The sequence below is a fragment of the Kitasatospora sp. NBC_00458 genome (assembly GCF_036013975.1).
Lineage (GTDB): Bacteria > Actinomycetota > Actinomycetes > Streptomycetales > Streptomycetaceae > Kitasatospora.
The window spans coordinates 5,594,340-5,613,305 of sequence record NZ_CP107904.1; the positions used below are offsets into that span (position 1 = coordinate 5,594,340).

Here is an 18,966-nt window from a genome sequence, read left to right on the forward strand (position 1 = left end):
GCTGTGGCCAGTATCGAGACGAGCGCCGCCGGCGGCGGCGCCAAGGGCACCCCGAAGAAGAGCGCCAGACCGGCGGACGCCCGGAGCTACGGCTCCCGGTTCGCGCCGTACCTGCTGCTCCTGCCCGCCACCGTGGCGACCGTGGCCCTCCTGGGCTGGCCGCTGCTGAAGACCATCCTGGTCTCGTTCCAGAACCTGAACGCGCGCCAGCTCGTCCAGCATCTGACCGAGTGGAACGGCTTCGACAACTACACCGAGCAGCTGACCGACCCGCAGTTCTGGGCGGTCGCCGGCCGGAGCGTCGCCTTCACCGCGCTCAACGTCTTCCTGATCATGGTGGGCGGCTCGCTGATAGGCCTGCTGCTCAACCGGCTCGGCAAGAAGATGCGGCTGCTGCTGTCGATCGGCCTGCTGCTGGCCTGGGCCATGCCGGTGGTCGCTGCGACCACCGTCTACACCTGGCTGTTCGACACCCGGTTCGGTGTCGTCAACTGGCTGCTGGACACCCTGGGCTGGCACTCGATGGCCACCTACAACTGGACCGGCAGCCAGTACTCGACGTTCTTCGTGATCCTCCTGCTGCTGGTCTGGGGCTCGATCCCGTTCGTGGCGTTCAACATGTACGCGGCGCTGACCACCATCCCGAAGGAGCTCTACGAGGCCGCCCGGATGGACGGTGCCGGAGCGGTCAAGCTCTTCACCGCGGTGATGTTCCCCAGCCTCAAGCCGTTCTTCCTGGCCACGACCTTCCTTGAGGTCATCTGGATCTTCAAGGCCTTCACCCAGATCTACGCGATCAAGGCCGGCGGTCCCGACGGGCTCACCCGGACCCTGCCGATCCACGCGTTCCTGGAGGGCTCGGGCCGCCAGCACTACGGCACCGGTTCCGCGATCGCGGTGCTCACGATCCTGATGCTGGGCGTGCTGATGGCCTACTACTTCCGCATCATTCTCAAGCAGGAGGACGAGCTGTGAGGCGCTCGCTCATCGGACGCACCTGGCCGAACGTCATCGCCGTCGTCCTCTTCGTCTTCTTCGTGTTCCCCGTCTACTGGATGATCGTCACGGCCTTCAAGCCGGAGAAGGACATCATCAGCAAGACGCCGGTCTTCCTGCCGCTGGAAGCGACCTTCGACCACTTCAAGACCGCCGTCAACGCGCCCAATTTCTGGACGTACACGGCCAACAGCTTCATCGTCACCATCCTCGCGGTGGTGCTCTCGCTGGTGATCGCCACCCTGGCGTCCTTCGCCATCGCCCGGATGAAGTTCCGCGGACGCAAGGCCTTCGTGCTGGTCGTCATGGCGGCCCAGATGGCGCCCTGGGAGGTCATGACCATCGCGGTCTACCTGATCTCCCGCGACAACGACATGCTGAACAGCCTCGTCCCGCTCACCGCCTTCTACATGATGATGGTGCTGCCCTTCACCATCTTCACGCTCCGCGGCTTCATCGCCGCGGTGCCGAAGGAGCTGGAGGAGTCGGCGATGGTGGACGGCTGCACCCGCACCCAGGCGTTCATCAAGGTGATCTTCCCGCTGCTGGCGCCGGGCCTGATGTCGACCTCGCTGTTCGGCTTCATCACGGCCTGGAACGAGTTCCCCCTCGTCCTGATCATCAACAAGACCGAGGGCCAGACCCTGCCGGTGTGGCTGTCCTCCTTCCAGACCAACTTCGGCACCGACTGGGGCGCCACCATGGCCGCCTCGACGCTGTTCGCCCTGCCGGTGCTGATCCTGTTCGTCTTCCTGCAGCGCAAGGCGGTCGGTGGCCTCACCGACGGCGCCGTGAAGGGCTGATCCCGCCATGAGCATCCTCGTTCCCACCCTCCCGGCCTCCGACCAGCTGCACCGCGACGCACTGACCGTCCTCCAGCCCGGCTTCGTCGGCACCGAGCCGCCGGAGTGGCTGCGCCGCCACCTGGCGGCCGGCCTGGGCTCGGTCGCGCTGTTCGACCGCAACGTGGCCGACCTCGACCAGCTCGCCGCCCTCACCGGCGCGCTGCGGGCCGAGAACCCCGACCTGCTGATCGCCATCGACGAGGAGTCCGGGGACGTCACGCGGCTGGAGGCGGGCTCCGGTTCGTCCTGGCCGGGCAACCTGGCGCTCGGCGCGATCGACGACCCGGCGCTGACCCGGGACGTCGCCCGCGAGCTGGGCCGGGCCCTGGCCGCGGCCGGCGTCAACTACAACTGGGCGCCCACCGCCGACGTCAACTCCAACCCGCGCAACCCGGTGATCGGCGTCCGCTCGTTCGGTGCCGACCCGGAGCTGTGCGCCCGGCACACCGCCGCCTGGGTGGAGGGCCTGCAGTCGGCCGGTGTCGCGGCCTGCTCCAAGCACTTCCCGGGGCACGGTGACACCGCCGTCGACTCGCACCACGGCCTGCCGGTCATCGACGTCGACCTGGACGTGCTGCGCGCCCGCGACCTGATCCCGTTCCAGGCCGCCATCGCCGCCGGGACCAAGGCCGTGATGACGGCCCACATCATGATCCCCGCGCTCGACCCGAAGCTGCCGGCGACGCTCAGCCCGGCCGTGCTGCGCGACCTGCTGCGCGCGGCCCCGGAGGACGGCGGCCTGGGCTACCAGGGCCTGATCGTCAGCGACGCGATCGAGATGGGCGCCATCGCCGACACCTTCGGGATGGGCGAGGGCACCGTGCTGGCCCTGGCGGCCGGCGCGGACGCGATCTGCGTGGGCGGCGGTCTCGCCGACGAGGACACCGTGCTGATGCTGCGTGACGCCATCGTGGCGGGCGTGCAGTCCGGCAAGCTCGCCGAGGAGCGGCTCGCGGACGCGGCCGCCCGGGTGCGGGCGCTCGGCAGCTGGGGCCGGATCGCGGGCCAGGCCGAGCGGCCGGACGCGGACCTGGCGGTCGGCCTGCGGGCGGCCCGCCGGGCGCTGCGGGTGGTCCGCGCACCGGGCCGGGAGGTCCTGCCGGTGACCGAGCGCCCCTTCGTGGCCTCGTTCTCGGCGGAGCCGAACATCGCGGTCGGCGACGTCACCCCGTGGGGCGTGGCGGGCATGCTGGCCGACCGCTTCCCCGGCACCCGGACCCGTGAGGTCGGCCCGGAGGTCGCCGCGCCGGCGGAGCTGGACGCGGTGGTGGCCGAGGTGCTGGCCGGCGCCGAGGGCCGCCGCCTGGTGCTGGTGGTCCGGGACGCCCACCGGCACGAGTGGATGTCGGCCGCGCTGGCCCGCCTGGTGGCGGCCCGGCCGGACGCCGCGGTGGTCGAGATGGGCCTGCCGCAGTCCGGACCGGTCGGTGCGCTGCACATCGCCACCCACGGTGCCGCCCGGGTCTGCGGCCTGGCGGCCGTGGAGGTGCTCACCGGGCAGCCGGGGGCAGTCGGCTGAGGAGCCCCGATCCCCGGCCGGGGGGACCCCTCTGCCGGGCCGTGACACAGGGTGCCGGGAGGCATCTGCCCAGCGGGCCCGTCATGCGCATGTCGCATGGCGGGCCCGCTGTCGTTTCCGCTCCCTGACCTGCAGGGTTGTGACCTGACGGTGTTCCCTCAAATCCTCCTTAAGGCACCCTTAAGTTCTACTTAGGGTGACGGTGGGGCAACTGATCGCCACGCGGTACAACAGGTCTGCAACAGCCTTGGCTGCCAGGCCATTTGGCGTTGACACCGTCAGTGGTCTAGGCCAGGCTCCAGTGCATCCGGTTCGAATTTCAATTTCACCGGATGTGGTATTGGCCCACCCCTAAGCTCTTCGCCGCCCCACCCCGGACACCGTCCCGGCGGGCGCCACCACGCTGCCGGCGGGCACAGGCTCTAACACCCTCGGAGGATGGCGTGAAGAAGCGTCGGCTCATGGCCACGGCCGGAATCATGGCGCTGGCGGTCGGACTGACGGCATGTTCGTCGGGCGGCTCCGCGTCGAGTGACGCCAAGAACGCCTCGACGGACCCGAAGGCCGCGACCGGCACCGTCACCGTCTGGCTGATGGACGACGCCCAGAAGAGCTGGCCGGACCTCGTCCAGCGGGTCAACGACGACTTCGCCGCCAAGTACCCCAACGTCACCCTGAAGCTCGCCTACCAGGGTTGGGCCGACAAGGTCACCAAGCTGGACAAGGCGCTCGCCGACGGCAGCGCCCCGGACGTCGTGGAGCTCGGCAACACCGAGACCATGAAGTACGTGCTCTCCGGCGCGCTGGCCCCGGTCGAGCGGAACACCTTCGACAACGCCGACTCCTGGATCAAGGCGCTCGCCAACACCTGCACCTACCAGGACAAGCTGTGGTGCGTGCCCTACTACGCGGGCGCCCGGGTCGCCATCTACAACTCGGCCGCCTTCCAGCAGGCCACCGGCAACGCCGAGTTCCCGAAGACCGAGGACGAGCTGCGCGCGGCCCTGGACAAGGTCGCCGACAAGAACAAGGCCGACCGCACCTACTCCTCGCTCTACCTGCCCGGCCCGTACTGGTACGCTGCGATGAGCTACGTCTCCGCGTACGGCGGCGCCATCGCCCGCTTCGACAGCGCCGGCAACTGGCACGGCACCCTGAGCGACCCCAAGTCCCAGCAGGGCATCAACCACTTCGTCGACCTGGTGCGCAAGTACAACAAGGGCGACCTCGCGGTGAACGAGCAGAACCAGTTCGAGTCGATGGCCCGCGGCCACGCGGCGGCCTTCTACGGCAACGGCTACGAGGCCTCCAGCGTCACCGCGCCGGTCACCGGCGACCCGAGCCTCAAGGACGCCGTCAAGGTGGCCACCATGCCCGGCCCGGGCGGCAAGCCGCTGCCGACCTTCATCGGCGGCTCGGCCCTCGCCGTCACCGCCAAGTCGCCGACCGCGGGGCCGGCCGCCGACTGGGTCCGGATGTTCACCAGCACCAAGTCCCAGCAGGCGCTCGCCGACAAGGACATCCTGCCGAACAACCTGACCCAGCTGAACCCGCTGAAGAGCAAGCCGGCCACCGCCGCCGCGGCCAACGCCGTGCCGGACGCCTGGTTCACCCCGCTGGCCCCCGGCTGGGGCGCCGTCGAGAAGCAGAAGATCCTGCCGGACATGCTGACCGCGATCCTCAAGGGCAAGCCGGTGGACCAGGCCACCAAGGAGGCCGACGCCGCCATCGACCAGCTGATCAACAAGGCCGGCTGAGCCGGCCGGACCGGCCCCCGGCCCCCCTCCGGGGCCCGGGGGCCGCCGGAGCCCCTCCCCGCACCGCCGGGAGGGGCTCCGGCGCTCCGGGGGACCGGACCTGCCCGAGCCGGTCCTCGAATGTGCTCCGCGGGGACGCCCCCCGTAGGATTGCCGCAGATTCACCGCAGCGAGTGTGCGGACTCGCCGCCGTAGAGGTCCCCGCCGGGCATTCCCGCCCAGCGGGGTTGAACCACTCATCGGAGGCACACCCACGATGTCCGACACGCAGACCGTCCCTGGCCGGATCATGGCGGCGGAGATGGCCGAGCAGCCGGCCGTCCTGCAGCGCATCCTCGACGAGGGCGCTCCCAAGATCTTCGAGATCGCGTCCCAGATCGCCGCCCGCAACCCGCGCTTCGTGCTGCTCACCGCACGCGGCACCTCGGACAACGCGGCGCTCTACGCGAAGTACCTGATCGAGATCCTGCTGGGCAAGCCGGCCGGTCTGACCTCCATGTCGACCACCACCGCGTACGGGGCCAAGCCCGACCTCACCGATGTGCTGGTGATCACCGTCAGCCAGTCGGGCGGCTCGCCGGACCTGGTCGCCTCCACCAAGGCGGCCCGTGAGGCCGGCGCCATCACCCTGGCGGTCACCAACAACGCCGGCTCGCCGCTGGCGGAGGTCTCCGAGTTCCACATCGACGTGCTGGCCGGGCCGGAGAAGGCGCTGCCCGCGACCAAGACGTACACCGCCGAGCTGCTGGCCCTCTACCTGCTCATCGAGGGCCTGCGCGGCGGCGACGGCGCGGCCGCCAAGGAGCTGCCGTCGCTGGCCGCCGGCGTGCTCGCCCGCCAGGGCGAGGTCAAGGCCCTGGCCGAGCGCTACCGCTTCGCCCAGCGCCTGGTCATCACCTCGCGCGGCTACGGCTACCCGACCGCCCGCGAGGCGGCCCTGAAGCTCATGGAGACCACCTACATCCCGGCCTCCCCGTTCTCCGGCGCCGACCTGCTGCACGGCCCGCTGGCCATGGTGGACAACGTCTCGCCGGTCATCGCGATCGTGCCGGACGGCAAGGGCGGAGAGGCCCTGCAGCCGGTCCTGGACCGCCTGCGCGGCCGTGGCGCGGACCTCGTCGTGGTCGGCCAGCAGGCGCAGGTGGAGGCGGCCTCCGGCGGCTTCGCGCTGCCGGCCGGCGTCCCCGAGGAGGTCCAGCCGATCCTGGAGATCCTGCCGCTGCAGCTGCTGGCCTACGAGGTCACCATCGCCCGCGGCCAGGACCCGGACGCCCCGCGTGCGCTCGCCAAGGTCACCGAGACCCACTGACGACCCGCACACCCCGCACGGAACGCCGCGAGCCCCCGTCCACAGCCTGTGGACGGGGGCTCGCGGCGTTCCGTACGGAGCGGAGGAGGACGGGGACCGGGCGCGCGGACCCGGAAAGCACTACGGGCCACGGCGCCGACACGGGACCCTCAACCCTCCCTCCTTGCCCGCCAGCGGGCAAGAGGGGCCCATGGCACCGCAGCCCGGAGCTGTCGTCGGGCGGTCTCTTGCGGTGCCGGGCCGGAAAAGCACTACGGGCCACGGCGCCGACACGGGACCCTCAACCCATGCGGCACCGCAGCCCGGAGCTGTCGTCGGGCGCCGTTGACGATCGAGAACTGTGCGGGGTCCTCGCTCGGCGGCGTCCGACCGAGAAGGGGCCTCGCGCGGTCAGGGCAGTTGCGCGGTGGGCCTCTCCTTGGTGCCCTTTCATTGTGGACTAGACCAATCTGGGTTGTCCAGGGCTCCCCGAAAATTGGTCTGGACAACCTCCGGCGCGCGCGCCCGGGCGGGTGCGCCGGGCCCGCCCGCGCCCCCTGGAGCTACGCTCGCCATGTGCCCTCGCTGAACGAACTCGTCCGCCGCCACACCACCCTGACCGGTGCCGATGTGGAGTGGCTCCACATGCTGGTCTCGGAGTGGCAGCTGCTCTCCGACCTCTCCTTCGCCGACCTCGTGCTGTGGATCCCCACCTGGGACGGCATCCGGTACGTCTCGGTGGCCCAGATGCGGCCCAACACCGGGCCCACCTCGTACCAGGACGACATGGTCGGCCACCTCGTCCCGCGCGGCCGCCGCCCGCTGCTGGACGCCGCCTTCGACGAGGGCCGGATCGTGCGCGAGGGGGACCCGGAGTGGCGCGAGGAGGTGCCGGTCCGGGTCGAGTCCATCCCGGTGCGCCGCGAGGGCAAGGTGCTCGGCGTGATCGCCCGCAACACCAACCTGCTGACCGTCCGCACCCCCAGCCGGCTGGAGCTCACCTACCTGCAGAGCGCCTCCGACCTCGCCCAGATGATCGCGGCCGGCACCTTCCCCTACCCCGGGGTCGAGCAGACCGACATGGACGCCGCGCCGCGGGTCGGCGACGGGCTGATCCGCCTCGACGCGGACGGCATCGTCACCTACGCCAGCCCCAACGCGCTCTCCGCCTACCACCGGCTCGGCCTCACCACCGACCTGGTCGGCAGCCACCTGGGCCGTGCCACCGCCGAACTGGTGCCGCCGTCCCGGGCGGCCGTGCACGAGGCGCTGGTCAAGCTGGCGAGCGGCTGGGCGCCCCGGCAGACCGAGGTGGAGGTCCAGGGCGGGGTGGTGACCCTGCGGGCCATCCCGCTCAAGCCCAAGGGCACCCTGACCGGCTCGCTGGTGCTCTGCCGGGACGTCACCGAACTGCGCCGCCGCGACCGCGAACTGATGACCAAGGACGCGACCATCCGGGAGATCCACCACCGGGTGAAGAACAACCTGCAGACCGTCGCCGCGCTGCTGCGCCTGCAGTCCCGCCGGATGGAGTCGGAGGCCGGCCGCGCCGCGCTGGACGAGGCGGTCCGCCGGGTCGGCTCGATCGCGATCGTGCACGAGACGCTCTCCCAGGCGCTGGACGAGCAGGTGGCCTTCGACGAGATCGCCGACCGGGTGCTGGCCATGGTGATGGAGCTCTCCCAGGACGGCCGGGTGGCGACCCGCCGCAGCGGCAGCTTCGGCATCCTCTCCGCCGAGGTGGCGACCCCGCTGGCGATGGTGCTGACCGAGCTGCTGCAGAACGCGCTGGAGCACGCCTTCGGTCCGTCGGCCTCCGGAAACCTGGAGGTCAGCGCGCTGCGCGGGCGGGCGCCGGCCACCGGCATGGGCTGGTCGGACAGTTGGAACGGCGGGGCGCGCCCGGAGGAGTACCTGCTGATCACCGTGCAGGACGACGGGCGGGGTATGCCGGAGGGGTTCGACCCGCAGCAGGCGGGCAATCTCGGGCTGCAGATCGTCCGGACCCTGGCCACCGGTGAGCTGGGCGGCACCTTCGACATGGTGGCCGGCCCGAACGGCGGTACCAAGGTGGTCCTGGAGATCCCGGTCCGCTGAGGGGGTCCCGCGAGCGGGCCGGTCCCGTGGGCGGGCGGCCCCCGCGGGGAACCGGAGCGTCGGGGAACCGGAGCGCAGGCGTGTCCGCGCGCCGGTGCATCGGGTGGTGGGGCGTGAGCGCACCGAGGTGCGAAGGGGCGTGCAGTCGGCGGACGCGCCGGGGGCACGCTTCCTCACCACTGCCGGAAAACAGAAACGAGGCCCTGTCGACCGGGGGGGGTGGGTCGACAGGGCCTCTCAACCCGTTCCGGCCGTCGGGGGGAGTCGGCCGGAACGGGGGCTCTGAGTGGTGCGACACCACACCGGTGCGTTGCACACGGTGAGCGCCACAGCTCCACAATATTGCTCTAAGTGAACAGTATCAAGTGGCTGGGCGGGTCGGTGTCGCAGGACCTCGTCGAACAAGGTCCTTTGTACGGAAGGCTTCGCCAGGAAGTGCAGGGAAGCCTTTGATCATGTGTTGATCGGTCTAACTGTCACTGCGGGTACTACGGCGTGTGATCAGGCGGTGCGGGCGCGGTTGCGGGCGGCACGGCGCTTCATCGCGCGGCGCTCGTCCTCGCTCATACCGCCCCAGACGCCGGCGTCCTGGCCGGTTTCGAGAGCCCACTGGAGGCACTGCTCCATGACCGGACAGCGGCGGCACACGGCCTTGGCTTCCTCGATCTGCAGCAGAGCGGGACCGGTGTTCCCGATCGGGAAGAACAGCTCCGGGTCCTCTTCGCGGCAGACAGCGCGGTGGCGCCAGTCCATGGTCGTCCAACTCCTCCTGCCGCCGGGGGTTGCCCGATCGGCGTCATCGATGGTGTTTGTGAATGTGAACGCTTTCACGAATCCCGCAACAGCAAAAGAGACCAAAGGCCCATCGGGCCCGGGTGGTCTGTGCTGGGGAGGGATTCGGCGGTTCGAGGGACGCTCCGCGGTCGGCATCCAACAGGTTCTGCGGTTGCCGTCGCTGCGATGTGTCCCGATCGCCATGTAGAGGTTCGCAAACCTCGGGCTCGGATACAACCCCCTTCAGGAAGGAATTTTTGATTCTTCGGTGTCGCCTAGCTCACAGCCAGTACTTCTATGGAGTGAAGGGGGCTTGTGCGTTCGAGAAGAAGGGCGAAGCCCCCTTCCGGTCACACAATCACACGCAGTGCCCGCCGTACGCCTGTGAAACTGACGCGACTCCTGGATCCAAGGTGGTCCCCGTCGACCTGGAACGGGGCCGGTTCCTCTGAAACCAAGGTGAAGTGCCGGACGTCGTGATAGGAGACGACGTGCTTCCCGGAGGGGCCGGGCGGCGGGGTGTCCGTGCTCGAAGACCCGTGCGACCGCAGGATCTGACGGACCGTTCGAGCAGTGCCGAACGCCGTCATCCGGGTGATGCCGAAGACGTCGAGATCCGCGTCGAAGGAGGCGAGGGGTGAGGGGTAGACCGGCCGGCTGCCCAGGAACGTCCACGGCGAGGTGTTGCTGACTATCGTCAGCGCCAGGCCGGGAACCGGTTCGCGGCCCGCCAGTTCCAGGGTGACGGGGCCCGATCTGCGCTGCTCACGCTGGGTGACGAAGTGCCGGAGCGCCTGGGTGACGTAGAGCGCGTGCGTGGACTTGCGCCCCGCGCGGCGCTGCTCCTCCACCCGGCCGACCACACCGGCGTCGAAGCCGAGACCGGCGGTGAAGGTGAACCAGCGGTCGGGCAGGCCCTCGGTCATCGCCTTGCCCAGCCCGATCGGCCGCTCCCGCCGGTGCTCCAGGGCGTCCAGCAGCGCGCCGGTCGCCTCCACCGGGTCGTTGGGCAGGCCCAGGGCGCGGGCGAACACGTTGGTCGAGCCGCCGGGCACCACGGCCAGCCGGGGGACCTTCTCGCCCGGGCCGTGCGCGAGCAGCCCGTTGACCACCTCGTTGACGGTGCCGTCGCCGCCCAGCGCCACCACCAGGTCCACCGCGCCGTCGTCCACCGCCTCGCGGGCCAGGTCGCGCGCGTGACCGCGGTACTCGGTCTGCGCGACCTCCAGTTTGAGGTCGCTGCGCAGGGCGTGGATCAGGACATCCCTGGTGCGGCCACTGGTGGTGGTCGCTTTCGGATTGACGACCAGGAGAGCGCGCATGTGCTCAGCCTACGGGTCGGTACGGACCGGTCGGCGGCTACCCTGCTGGAGTGACCGCAGAATCCTCCGCACCCGTACCCGTGCCCGGCGCCGACCGGCCGGCGGCCCTCACCCTGGGCGCAGCCATCACCGCCCTGGAGGGCGCCGCGCTGGCCGTCGTCGGCGTCTGGGACATGGTCGCCGCGCTGTCCGGCCAGTCGAAGCAGCTCGCCCTGAACGAGTTCGGCGGCCTGGTGATCGTGCTGCTCGGCGTCCTGCCGCTGCTGGCCGCCCGGGCCCTGCTCAGGGGCCGCCGCTGGGGCCGCAGTCCGGCCGTGCTGACCAACTCGATCTGCCTGCCGGTGGCGTACTACATGTGGCAGAGCGGCGGCCCGATGGCCGCCGTGGCCGTGGCCGTCGGCGCGCTCGGCCTGGTCGGCATCGGCGCGCTGCTCAGCCCCAAGGCGACGGCGGCCCTCTACGCTCCGCACGAGGGCTGAGCACAGGGGGCCGCCGGTCCGCGGCCGTCCCCTCGGGGGCGGCCGCTCGGGTCTTCATCCGCTCGGGTCCTACTCCTCGACCAGCAGCTTCTCCCGCAGCTGGGCGAGGGTCCGGGCGAGCAGCCGTGAGACGTGCATCTGCGAGATGCCCACCTCGGCGGCGATCTGCGACTGCGTCATGTTCCGGAAGAACCGCAGCACCAGGATCTTCTGCTCGCGGGGCGGCAGTTGGGCCAGCAGCGGCTTGAGCGACTCGCGGTACTCGACGCCCTCCAGCGCCTCGTCGGTGGCGCCCAGGGTGTCCGCGACGGCCGGCGACTCGTCGTCGCTGTCCGGCACGTCCAGCGAGAGCGTGGAGTACGCGTTGGCGGACTCCAGGCCCTCCAGCACGTCCTCCTCGGAGATCCCCAGGTGCTCGGCCAGCTCGTGCACCGTGGGGGAGCGGCCGTGCCGCTGGGAGAGCTCGCTGGTCGCCGTGGTCAGCGAGAGCCGCAGTTCCTGGAGCCGGCGCGGTACCCGGACCGCCCAGCCCTTGTCGCGGAAGTGCCGCTTGATCTCGCCGACGATGGTCGGTGTCGCGTAGGTGGAGAACTCGACCCCGCGCTCGTGGTCGAAGCGGTCCACCGACTTGATCAGGCCGATGGTGGCGACCTGGGTCAGATCGTCCAGGGGCTCGCCCCGGTTGCGGAACCGCCGGGCGAGGTGCTCGACCAGCGGGATGTGCATGCGCACCAGCTGGTTGCGCAGCTCGACGCGCTCCGGGGAGCCGTCGGGCAGCACGGACAGCCGGACGAACAGGGCCCGGGCCGCCTCGCGGTCGGGTGCGCCGCTGCGGTGCGGGGCCTGGGTGGGCACCGCGGCGCGCAGCGCCTCGGCAGCCTGCTCGGCCGTGTCGGCCGCCTCGGCCGCCTCGTCCGGGAGGTCCGCGGTGGGCGGCTCGGGCGTGGGCGACGGATCGGGCGTCGGCTCGGTCGGCTGGCTCATCCGCTGGGCGTCCTTCGGGTGCGCTTCGTCGTTGGCGGCGAGGCCGGGCACGCTCGCCTGGGTCGGTACGGCAGGGCCCGCCGTCGCGAGGCCGGTACGGTCCAGATCACTCACGGCCATTCCCCCGTTCCGTTCCGGGAGAACCGGGGCCGCCGGCCCCGGTTCGTCTCGATGGTCGTACCGCCCGGTGGGGGCGGTACCGGGAGCCGTCCGCCGGCCCGGGTGGGGTGCCGGGCGGACGGCCCTTGCTCGGTTGCGGCCACGATCGCTCGCGGCGGCTCTAGTGGGCGGCGGGGCCGCCGCGCTTCTTGTGCAGGCTGATCGACACGGTCTTGTCCTCGGCGACCGAGGACTCCACCTCGCCGGCCAGCGCCGAGAGCACGGTCCAGGCGAAGGTGTCGCGTTCGGGGGCCCGGCCGTCGGTGGTGGGCGCCGAGACGATCACCTTCAGCGAGTCGCCGACCAGCCGGAACTCGCAGGACAGGACCGATCCGGGAACGGCCTGCTGGAGCAGGATGGCGCAGGCCTCGTCGACCGCGATGCGCAGGTCCTCGATCTCGTCCAGCGTGAAGTCCAGCCGGGCCGCCAGGCCCGCCGTGGCTGTTCGCAGGACCGAGAGGTAGGCACCCGCCGCGGGCAGTCGGACCTCCACGAAGTCCTGCACTCCGGGCTCGCCGTCGATCTGGGACACCCTCACCTCCTGGGTGGCGCGCTGTGCTTCCGGGCCGGTGGCCGCGGCACTGTCTGTTGCTTGGCTCAACTGCTTCGCCCCAACTGTCCAGAGGGGTGGTGCGGTACGTACCGGTCATACCCCTCGAAGAGTGGCCGGACGCCGCGCGTCCGCCCGAGACGTTACCGCTTTCCTGACCCGGTGCGGGAGTCACTCATGGTAAGGCATCGCGACGCAGGGTGTCAGTGGTCGGACGGCGGCCTCGTGCGCCGTCCGCGAGCGACTCCGCGCGCCGGTTTCCTGCGGGTTTCAGCGGGTTCCGGCGCCGGCGAGCGCGTCGCCGGTGAGCCGGTAGACGGTCCAGCCGTTCATCGGCACCGCGCCGAGCGACTCGTAGAAGTCGATCGACGGCGCGTTCCAGTCCAGGACGGACCACTCCATCCGCGAGTAGCCGCGCTCGACGGCGATCCGCGCCAGCTCCAGGAGCAGCGCCTTGCCGTGGCCGCCGCCGCGGGCCGCCGGGCGGACGTAGAGGTCCTCCAGGTAGATCCCGTGGGTGCCGCGCCAGGTCGAGAAGTTGAGGAACCAGACCGCGAAGCCGACCGGCTCGCCGGTGGTGTCGTCCTCGGCGACCAGGCCGAACAGCGCCGGCGCGGCGCCGAACAGCGCCTCGTGCAGCTGTTCCTCGGTGGCCACGGCCTCGTCCGGGGCCTTCTCGTACTCCGCGAGTTCGCGGATCATGGTGTGGATGAGCGGGACGTCGTCGGCGCGGGCGGTGCGGATCATGGCACGAGCCTACTGGGCCGGTTCGGTCTCGTCCCAGGCCTGGACGGAGGTCTGGTCGACGATCCGCCCGTCGCGCAGGCCCGCGACCGAGCTGACCAGCACCCGGAACCCGTCCGGGTAGCGGCAGGACTCCAGGAAGGCGAGCCGGTCGTCCTGGAGCACCACCTGTTCGAGCCGGTGGGTGGTCTCCCGGCCGTAGAGGTCGTCCAGCAGCGCGCCGATCTGGTCCCGGCCGTGCACCACCAGCGGGTGGCTGGGCTGGGTCCTGCGGTCGACCACGCGCAGTTCGGCGTCGTCCGCGTAGAGCGCCAGCAGGGCGTCGGCGTCGGCGTGCTCGATGCCCTCGCGCAGGGCCCCGGTGTCGAAGGCGGGCGGTGCGGCCATGGCGGTCATGTCCTCGCTCCTCCGGTCGGTTCCGTCGGCTCGTACGTTTCGAGCGTACGCCCGGCGGAACCGGCCGGCGGAGCGGTGGTTCAGCGGGCCGGGACGGTGCGCAGGTAGGCGGCCAGCGCGGTGATCGCGGCCGGGTTGCGCGGGCTCTCGACCAGGTCGACGTAGTCCAGGACGAAGATCCGGTCGTTGCGGACCGCGGAGACGCCGGCCAGCGGGGGGAAGGACTTCAGGAACTTCCGCTTGCTCTCGGCGTCCGGGGTGCCGTAGTTGTTGATCACGATCACCTCGGGGTCGCGCTGGACCACGCTCTCCCAGCCGACCGTCGTCCACGAGTCGGCGACGTCGCCCATCACGTTCCGCCCGCCGGCCTTGGCGATGATCTCCTCGGGCGCGGCGAACTTCCCCGAGGTGTACGGCTTGTCCTCGCCGCTGTCGTACAGGAAGACGCCGGGCCGGTACGCCGGCTCGGGCACGGCGGCGACCTGCCCCTTGAAGTCGGCGATCAGCTTGTCGGCCCGGTCCCGGACGTCGAAGATCTCGCCCAGGTTGGCGAGGTCGGTGTAGAGCGCGTCCAGCGGGGACATCACGCCGCGCTCCGGGCCCTTGCCGCTGCGGCAGGACTCGCTGAGCACGTACGAGGCGATGCCCAGGTCGCCCAGCGCCTGCGGGGTGACGCCGCTCGCGTCGTCGAAGCCGTAGTGCCAGCCGGCGAAGACCAGGTCGGCCTTGGCCTCCAGCGCGATCTCCTTGGTGATCTGCTTCTTGGAGAGCCAGGTGGTCCGCTGGTAGCCGTCCTTCCAGGCGACCTTCCCGACGTCGCCCTTGTCGTCGGGCATCACGTAGCCGGCCATCCGGTTCTCCAGGCCGAGCGCCAGCATCAGCTCGGTGATGCCGACGTCGTTGGTCACCGTCCGGGCCGGCTTCTGCTTGAAGGTGAGCTCGGTGCCGCAGTTCCTGACGGTCACCGGGTAGTGGGCGGAGGCGGTGGCGCCGTCACCGCTCGGGGCGATCTCGGCCCCGCAGCCGGTGAGCGCGAGGGTGAGCAGGGCGGCGGCGGCAACGGCCTTGGTGCGCATGGGGGTTCCTTGCTGGATCAACGGGGGGTCACTTGGCGAGTCGGTCGAAGAGCAGCTGGACGGCGCCGGTCACGGGGTGCCGGACGGGCGTCGCCCGGACTCCGAACACCTCGGCGAGCAGCGCGGGTTCGAGCACCTCGGCGGGCGGTCCCGAGGCGACGATCCGCCCGGCCGCGACCACGTACAGCAGGTCGCAGTGGCCGGCCGCGAGGTTGAGGTCGTGCAGCGCGGTGAGCACGGTCGGCCCGGCCTCCCGGACCAGCGCCAGCACCTCCAGCTGGTGGGCGATGTCCAGGTGGTTGGTGGGTTCGTCGAGCACCAGCACCTTCGGCTCCTGGACCAGCGCCCGGGCGATCAGCACCCGCTGCTTCTCGCCGCCGGACAGGCTCAGGAAGCCCCGTTCGGCCAGGTGCGCGGCGCCCACCCGGCGCAGCGCCCCGGCGCACCGCTCGCCGTCGCCGGAGGCGGCGGCGGCGGCGAACCCGCGGCGGTGCGGCAGCCGGCCCATGCCGACCACCTCGGCCACCGTGAAGTCGAACTCGGCGGAGTGCTCCTGCGGCAGCGCGGCGACCCGCCGGGCGGCCTCGCGCGCGGTGAGCGCGTGCAGCTCCTCGCCGCCCAGCCGGACGGCCCCGGCGGCGGGCCGCAGCGCCCGGTAGACGCAGCGCAGCAGGGTGGACTTGCCGCTGCCGTTCGGTCCGACCAGGCCGACGACCTGCCCGGCCGCGGCGTCCAGGGTGACGTCGTGGACCAGTCGGAGGCCGGCCACCTCGACCGAGACGCGGTCGACGGCGAGGTCCAGGGCGGGGGCCGCGGCGGGCCCGGGGACGGTCGTGCGGGCCGTGGTCACCGGCCACCTCCGAAGGAGTAGCCGCGACGGCGCATCAGCAGCAGGAAGCAGGGGACCCCGAGGGCGGCGGTGACCACCCCGACCGGCAGTTCGGCCGGCGCCAGCAGGGTGCGGGAGACGACGTCCACCCAGACCAGCAGCAGTGCCCCGGCGAGCGGGGCGATCACCAGCACCCGGCGGTGTCCGGCGCCGACCAGCATCCGCACCAGGTGCGGGACCATCAGCCCGACGAAGCCGATCGCGCCGCTGACCGCGACCACGGTGCCGGTGACGGCCGCCGTCACGACGAACAGTTCGCGCCGCAGCCGGTCCGGGTCGACGCCGAGCGAGGCGGCCGTCTCGTCGCCCATGGCGAGCGCGTCCAGCCGGCCGGCGGCGCAGAGCAGGTAGGCCGCGCCGGCCAGGACGGTGGCGGCGGCGATCGGCACCGAGGCCCAGGTGGCCCCGCCGAGGCTGCCGAGCAGCCACATCATGGCGGAGCGGGCGGCCTCGCCGCGGGCGGCGGCGAACACCATCAGCGCCGTGACGGCGGAGAAGCCGTAGGACATCGCGGTGCCGGTCAGCACCAGTCGCAGCGGGGTGAGCCCGTAGGCGGTACGGGCCGTCAGGTAGACCAGCACCATGGCGATCAGGGCGGCGCCGAAGGCGGAGACGGACAGCGCCCAGACGCCGAGCGAGGCGAAGGCGCCGAGCATCAGGACGGCGCTGGCGCCGACCGAGGCGCCGGAGGAGATGCCGAGCACGAAGGGGTCGGCCAGCGCGTTGCGGACCATCGCCTGCACCGCCGCGCCGGTGACGGACAGTCCGGCGCCGACGACGGCGGCGAGGACGGCGCGCGGCAGCCGGATCTCCCAGACGATCGCGTAGGCGGCGGCCTCGTCGGCCTCCAGCCGGCCGCCGGTCAGGCCGGCGCCGAGCAGTCGCAGCACCTGGGACCAGCCGAGGCCGGAGGAGCCCAGTGTCACCGCGCAGACCAGGGAGAGCAGCAGGGCCGCGGCGAGGCCTGCGGCCAGCGGGAGGGTGGGTGTCCGGCCCGGTCCGGGCGGGGCGCCGGCCGGCGCCGGTGGTGCGGTGGCGGTGGTGCTCAAGAGGGGCGCGCCTTCGCCTCGGGCCGGTTCGGCGCGGGGCGGCGCGCCCGGGCGGGGATGTGCCGGGGCGCCATCCCCTCGCAGTCCGCGGCGAGTTGTCGGGAGGTCGGCGTCCCGGGGCGATCGGGCTCACGGTGCGGGGCACCGTTTACCGTTGCGGGTCAGCGCCGGATTCGCACCGGCTTCCCCCTCGGGACGCCCTGGCAGCATAACAAGCGCTCAGGGCAGGCAACCCTTACCCGGTCGGATGATCGGGGAAACGCACGGCCGCCCCCGTCCGGCGGTGCGGACGGGGGCGGCCGAAGGGTCGTGAGCGGGGATCAGCCCTGCTTGGTCTCCCAGAAGATCTTGTCGACCTCGGCGATCAGGTCGAGCAGGGCCTGCCCGGTGGCCGGGTCGGTCGACGCCTTGGCGGCCGAGGCGGCCTTCAGGGTGTCGTTGACCAGCTGGTGCAGCTGCGGGTACTTCTCGAAGTGCGGGGCCTTGAAGTAGTCGCTCCACAGCACCGAGATGTGGTGCTTGACGGCCTCGGCGCGCTGCTCCTTGATGATGACGGCGCGGGCCCGGAAGTGCGGGTCCTCGTTGGCCTGGTACTTCTCCTGGGTGGCCTTCACCGACTCGGCCTCGATCCGGGCCTGAGCGGGGTCGTACACGCCGCAGGGCAGGTCACAGTGGGCGTGGGCGGTGGCGCGCGGTGCAAACAGACGAGAGAACATGGGAGTCCTTCCTTAGATCGTCTTCCCGCGGCCGAGATTACCCCGCCGCCCGCGGGGTTTCGCGGTCGGGCAGCGGGCCTAGGGCAAAAGTCGGAGCCGGAACCGTGCGAATCCGGACACCGGCGGGTGACGGTCCGTACGGCAGACTGGGGAGCCGAGGACGCGGTCGGGAGCCGGGAGGAGGAGTCGTGGCGCGGAGCGCGGAATCGGAGGGCGGCACCGCGGGGGGTGGCGCGCCGTTCGGGCTGATCGACGTGGCGGGCGACTCGATGGTGCCGACGCTGCGCGAGGGGGACCAGCTGCTGGTCCGGTACGGGGCGCGGATCCGGCCGGGCGCGGTGGTGGTGTTCCGCCACCCGTTCCAGCAGGACCTGCTGGTGGTCAAGCGGGCCGACGGCCGGCGCCCCAAGGGGTGGTGGCTGCTCTCGGACAACCGGCCGGTGGACAGCGACAGCCGCAGCTACGGCGCGGTCCCGGAGGAGCTGGTGCTCGGCCGGGTGCTGCTGAGGCTGCGCCCGCGCCCGGCCTGGCTGGCCCCGGGCCGCCGGCTGGAGCGGCTGCTGCTCTCCGCCCCGCTGGTCCGGATCCCGGGACTGGCCAGGCGCTTCGGCGTCTGGGTCCGCCCGGAGGAGATCCGGGGGACCGGGGCCTGACCCGCCCTAGCCCTGCCCGGCGATGGCGGCGGCGGCCTCCTGGGCCTCCAGCCGCTTGCGGGCCCGGTAGGCGGCGACGTTCGCGCGGGTCGCGCAGCGGTCCGAGCAGTACCGCCGGGACCGGTTGGTCGAGGTGTCCAGGTAGGCGTTGCGGCAGGGCGCGGCCTGGCAGATGCCCAGCCGGTCGGAGCCCAGCTCGGTCAGGTGGACGGCCAGGCCCATGCAGGCGACGGCGCTGAAGTGCGCGGTCGCGGTCGGGGAGTTGTCGGCGAGGTGCAGGTGCCAGCGGGGCCGACCGTCGGCGTCGAGGTAGTCGTGGCCGGAGACCAGCGGACTGACCGGGAACTCCATCAGCAGGCTGTTCAGCAGGTCGACGCTGCGGAACTCGTCGCCCTCGGCGGCGGCCTCGAAGACCCCGCGCAGCCGGGTGCGGACGGCCCGCAGCCGGGGCAGGTCGGACTCGTCGGCCAGGTCGCGGGCGCGGGAGGAGTCCGAGAACAGTCCGCGCACCGCCTCCACCGAGGTCAGCGCGTCGGTGCCGCGCTCGGGCTCCTCGGTGTTCACCAGCCGGACGGCCAGATCGGCGTACGAGGCGAGCTCCACGGGGGTCCTTCCAGGGTAGGTAACGGGCTGACTGCCTCCAGCCTATTACCCGTTCGGGGAAAACGTCGGC

Annotated in this window: 19 protein-coding genes and 1 riboswitch; of the genes, 8 read left to right on the forward strand and 11 right to left on the reverse strand. The window is 71.8% G+C overall.

The features are described from left to right. Positions 1 to 3 precede the first annotated feature (3 nt). The 6 genes from OG550_RS23320 (at position 4) to OG550_RS23345 (ending at position 8,502) form a co-directional block, all read left to right on the forward strand. Positions 4 to 975, forward strand: a complete 972-nt coding sequence (locus OG550_RS23320; RefSeq protein ID WP_442906062.1) for a carbohydrate ABC transporter permease — start codon at positions 4 to 6, stop codon at positions 973 to 975. Further along, positions 972 to 1,799 carry a carbohydrate ABC transporter permease gene (locus OG550_RS23325; protein ID WP_327680553.1) on the forward strand — a complete coding sequence of 276 codons (828 nt, stop codon included), beginning with the start codon at positions 972 to 974 and terminating at the stop codon, positions 1,797 to 1,799. Before OG550_RS23320 ends, OG550_RS23325 begins: the two co-directional genes overlap by 4 nt. A gap of 7 nt (positions 1,800 to 1,806) precedes the next feature. Further along, positions 1,807 to 3,360: a glycoside hydrolase family 3 protein gene (locus tag OG550_RS23330; protein WP_327680554.1), complete on the forward strand. Its 1,554-nt coding sequence runs from the start codon at positions 1,807 to 1,809 to the stop codon at positions 3,358 to 3,360. Between the two features lie 461 nt (positions 3,361 to 3,821). Beyond that, positions 3,822 to 5,117 carry an extracellular solute-binding protein gene (locus OG550_RS23335; protein WP_327680556.1) on the forward strand — a complete coding sequence of 432 codons (1,296 nt, stop codon included), beginning with the start codon at positions 3,822 to 3,824 and terminating at the stop codon, positions 5,115 to 5,117. Positions 5,118 to 5,373: 256 nt separating this feature from the next. Then, positions 5,374 to 6,426, forward strand: a complete 1,053-nt coding sequence (locus OG550_RS23340; protein ID WP_327680558.1) for an SIS domain-containing protein — start codon at positions 5,374 to 5,376, stop codon at positions 6,424 to 6,426. 555 nt (positions 6,427 to 6,981) lie between these two features. Further along, positions 6,982 to 8,502: a sensor histidine kinase gene (locus tag OG550_RS23345; protein WP_327680560.1), complete on the forward strand. Its 1,521-nt coding sequence runs from the start codon at positions 6,982 to 6,984 to the stop codon at positions 8,500 to 8,502. A gap of 501 nt (positions 8,503 to 9,003) precedes the next feature. Here OG550_RS23345 and OG550_RS23350 read toward each other — a convergent pair. Next, positions 9,004 to 9,255 carry a WhiB family transcriptional regulator gene (locus tag OG550_RS23350; protein ID WP_014138019.1) on the reverse strand — a complete coding sequence of 84 codons (252 nt, stop codon included), beginning with the start codon at positions 9,253 to 9,255 and terminating at the stop codon, positions 9,004 to 9,006. A 371-nt stretch (positions 9,256 to 9,626) separates the two neighbouring features. Beyond that, positions 9,627 to 10,598, reverse strand: coding sequence for a diacylglycerol/lipid kinase family protein (locus OG550_RS23355; RefSeq protein WP_327680562.1), 972 nt, complete (start codon positions 10,596 to 10,598; stop codon positions 9,627 to 9,629). Positions 10,599 to 10,648: 50 nt separating this feature from the next. On the opposite strand from OG550_RS23355, the gene OG550_RS23360 reads away from it, so the two are divergent. Beyond that, positions 10,649 to 11,077, forward strand: coding sequence for a hypothetical protein (locus tag OG550_RS23360; protein WP_327680564.1), 429 nt, complete (start codon positions 10,649 to 10,651; stop codon positions 11,075 to 11,077). Between the two features lie 69 nt (positions 11,078 to 11,146). Here OG550_RS23360 and OG550_RS23365 read toward each other — a convergent pair whose 3' ends face one another. The 8 genes from OG550_RS23365 to sodN form a co-directional block, all read right to left on the reverse strand. After that, positions 11,147 to 12,175, reverse strand: a complete 1,029-nt coding sequence (locus OG550_RS23365; protein WP_327680565.1) for an RNA polymerase sigma factor SigF — start codon at positions 12,173 to 12,175, stop codon at positions 11,147 to 11,149. A gap of 166 nt (positions 12,176 to 12,341) precedes the next feature. Beyond that, a complete protein-coding gene (locus OG550_RS23370; protein ID WP_327680567.1) occupies positions 12,342 to 12,752 on the reverse strand; it encodes an anti-sigma regulatory factor in 411 nt (136 codons plus the stop codon). Positions 12,753 to 13,040: 288 nt separating this feature from the next. Continuing rightward, positions 13,041 to 13,517, reverse strand: a complete 477-nt coding sequence (locus OG550_RS23375; protein ID WP_327680569.1) for a GNAT family N-acetyltransferase — start codon at positions 13,515 to 13,517, stop codon at positions 13,041 to 13,043. A gap of 9 nt (positions 13,518 to 13,526) precedes the next feature. Next, entirely contained in the window at positions 13,527 to 13,910 is a 384-nt protein-coding gene (locus tag OG550_RS23380; protein ID WP_327680571.1) for a nuclear transport factor 2 family protein, read from the reverse strand. Positions 13,911 to 13,990: 80 nt separating this feature from the next. Beyond that, the gene (locus OG550_RS23385) at positions 13,991 to 14,986 is read right to left on the reverse strand and encodes an ABC transporter substrate-binding protein (RefSeq protein ID WP_327680573.1); all 996 of its coding nucleotides are present in this window, start codon (positions 14,984 to 14,986) and stop codon (positions 13,991 to 13,993) included. A 28-nt stretch (positions 14,987 to 15,014) separates the two neighbouring features. Further along, positions 15,015 to 15,788 carry an ABC transporter ATP-binding protein gene (locus tag OG550_RS23390; RefSeq protein ID WP_327684082.1) on the reverse strand — a complete coding sequence of 258 codons (774 nt, stop codon included), beginning with the start codon at positions 15,786 to 15,788 and terminating at the stop codon, positions 15,015 to 15,017. A gap of 44 nt (positions 15,789 to 15,832) precedes the next feature. After that, positions 15,833 to 16,924 carry a FecCD family ABC transporter permease gene (locus OG550_RS23395; protein WP_442906063.1) on the reverse strand — a complete coding sequence of 364 codons (1,092 nt, stop codon included), beginning with the start codon at positions 16,922 to 16,924 and terminating at the stop codon, positions 15,833 to 15,835. A 105-nt stretch (positions 16,925 to 17,029) separates the two neighbouring features. Continuing rightward, a riboswitch (cobalamin riboswitch) is annotated at positions 17,030 to 17,158 on the reverse strand. An 86-nt stretch (positions 17,159 to 17,244) separates the two neighbouring features. After that, positions 17,245 to 17,640 (reverse strand): superoxide dismutase, Ni, encoded by a 396-nt coding sequence (gene sodN, locus OG550_RS23400; RefSeq protein WP_327680575.1) that lies wholly within the window; start codon positions 17,638 to 17,640, stop codon positions 17,245 to 17,247. 188 nt (positions 17,641 to 17,828) lie between these two features. On the opposite strand from sodN, the gene sodX reads away from it, so the two are divergent. Next, on the forward strand, positions 17,829 to 18,293 hold the full coding sequence (sodX, locus tag OG550_RS23405; protein ID WP_442906064.1) for a nickel-type superoxide dismutase maturation protease: 465 nt from the start codon (positions 17,829 to 17,831) through the stop codon (positions 18,291 to 18,293). A gap of 6 nt (positions 18,294 to 18,299) precedes the next feature. Here the strand turns inward: sodX and OG550_RS23410 are convergent, their stop codons facing one another. Next, the gene (locus OG550_RS23410; protein WP_327680577.1) at positions 18,300 to 18,896 is read right to left on the reverse strand and encodes a CGNR zinc finger domain-containing protein; all 597 of its coding nucleotides are present in this window, start codon (positions 18,894 to 18,896) and stop codon (positions 18,300 to 18,302) included. Positions 18,897 to 18,966 lie beyond the last annotated feature (70 nt).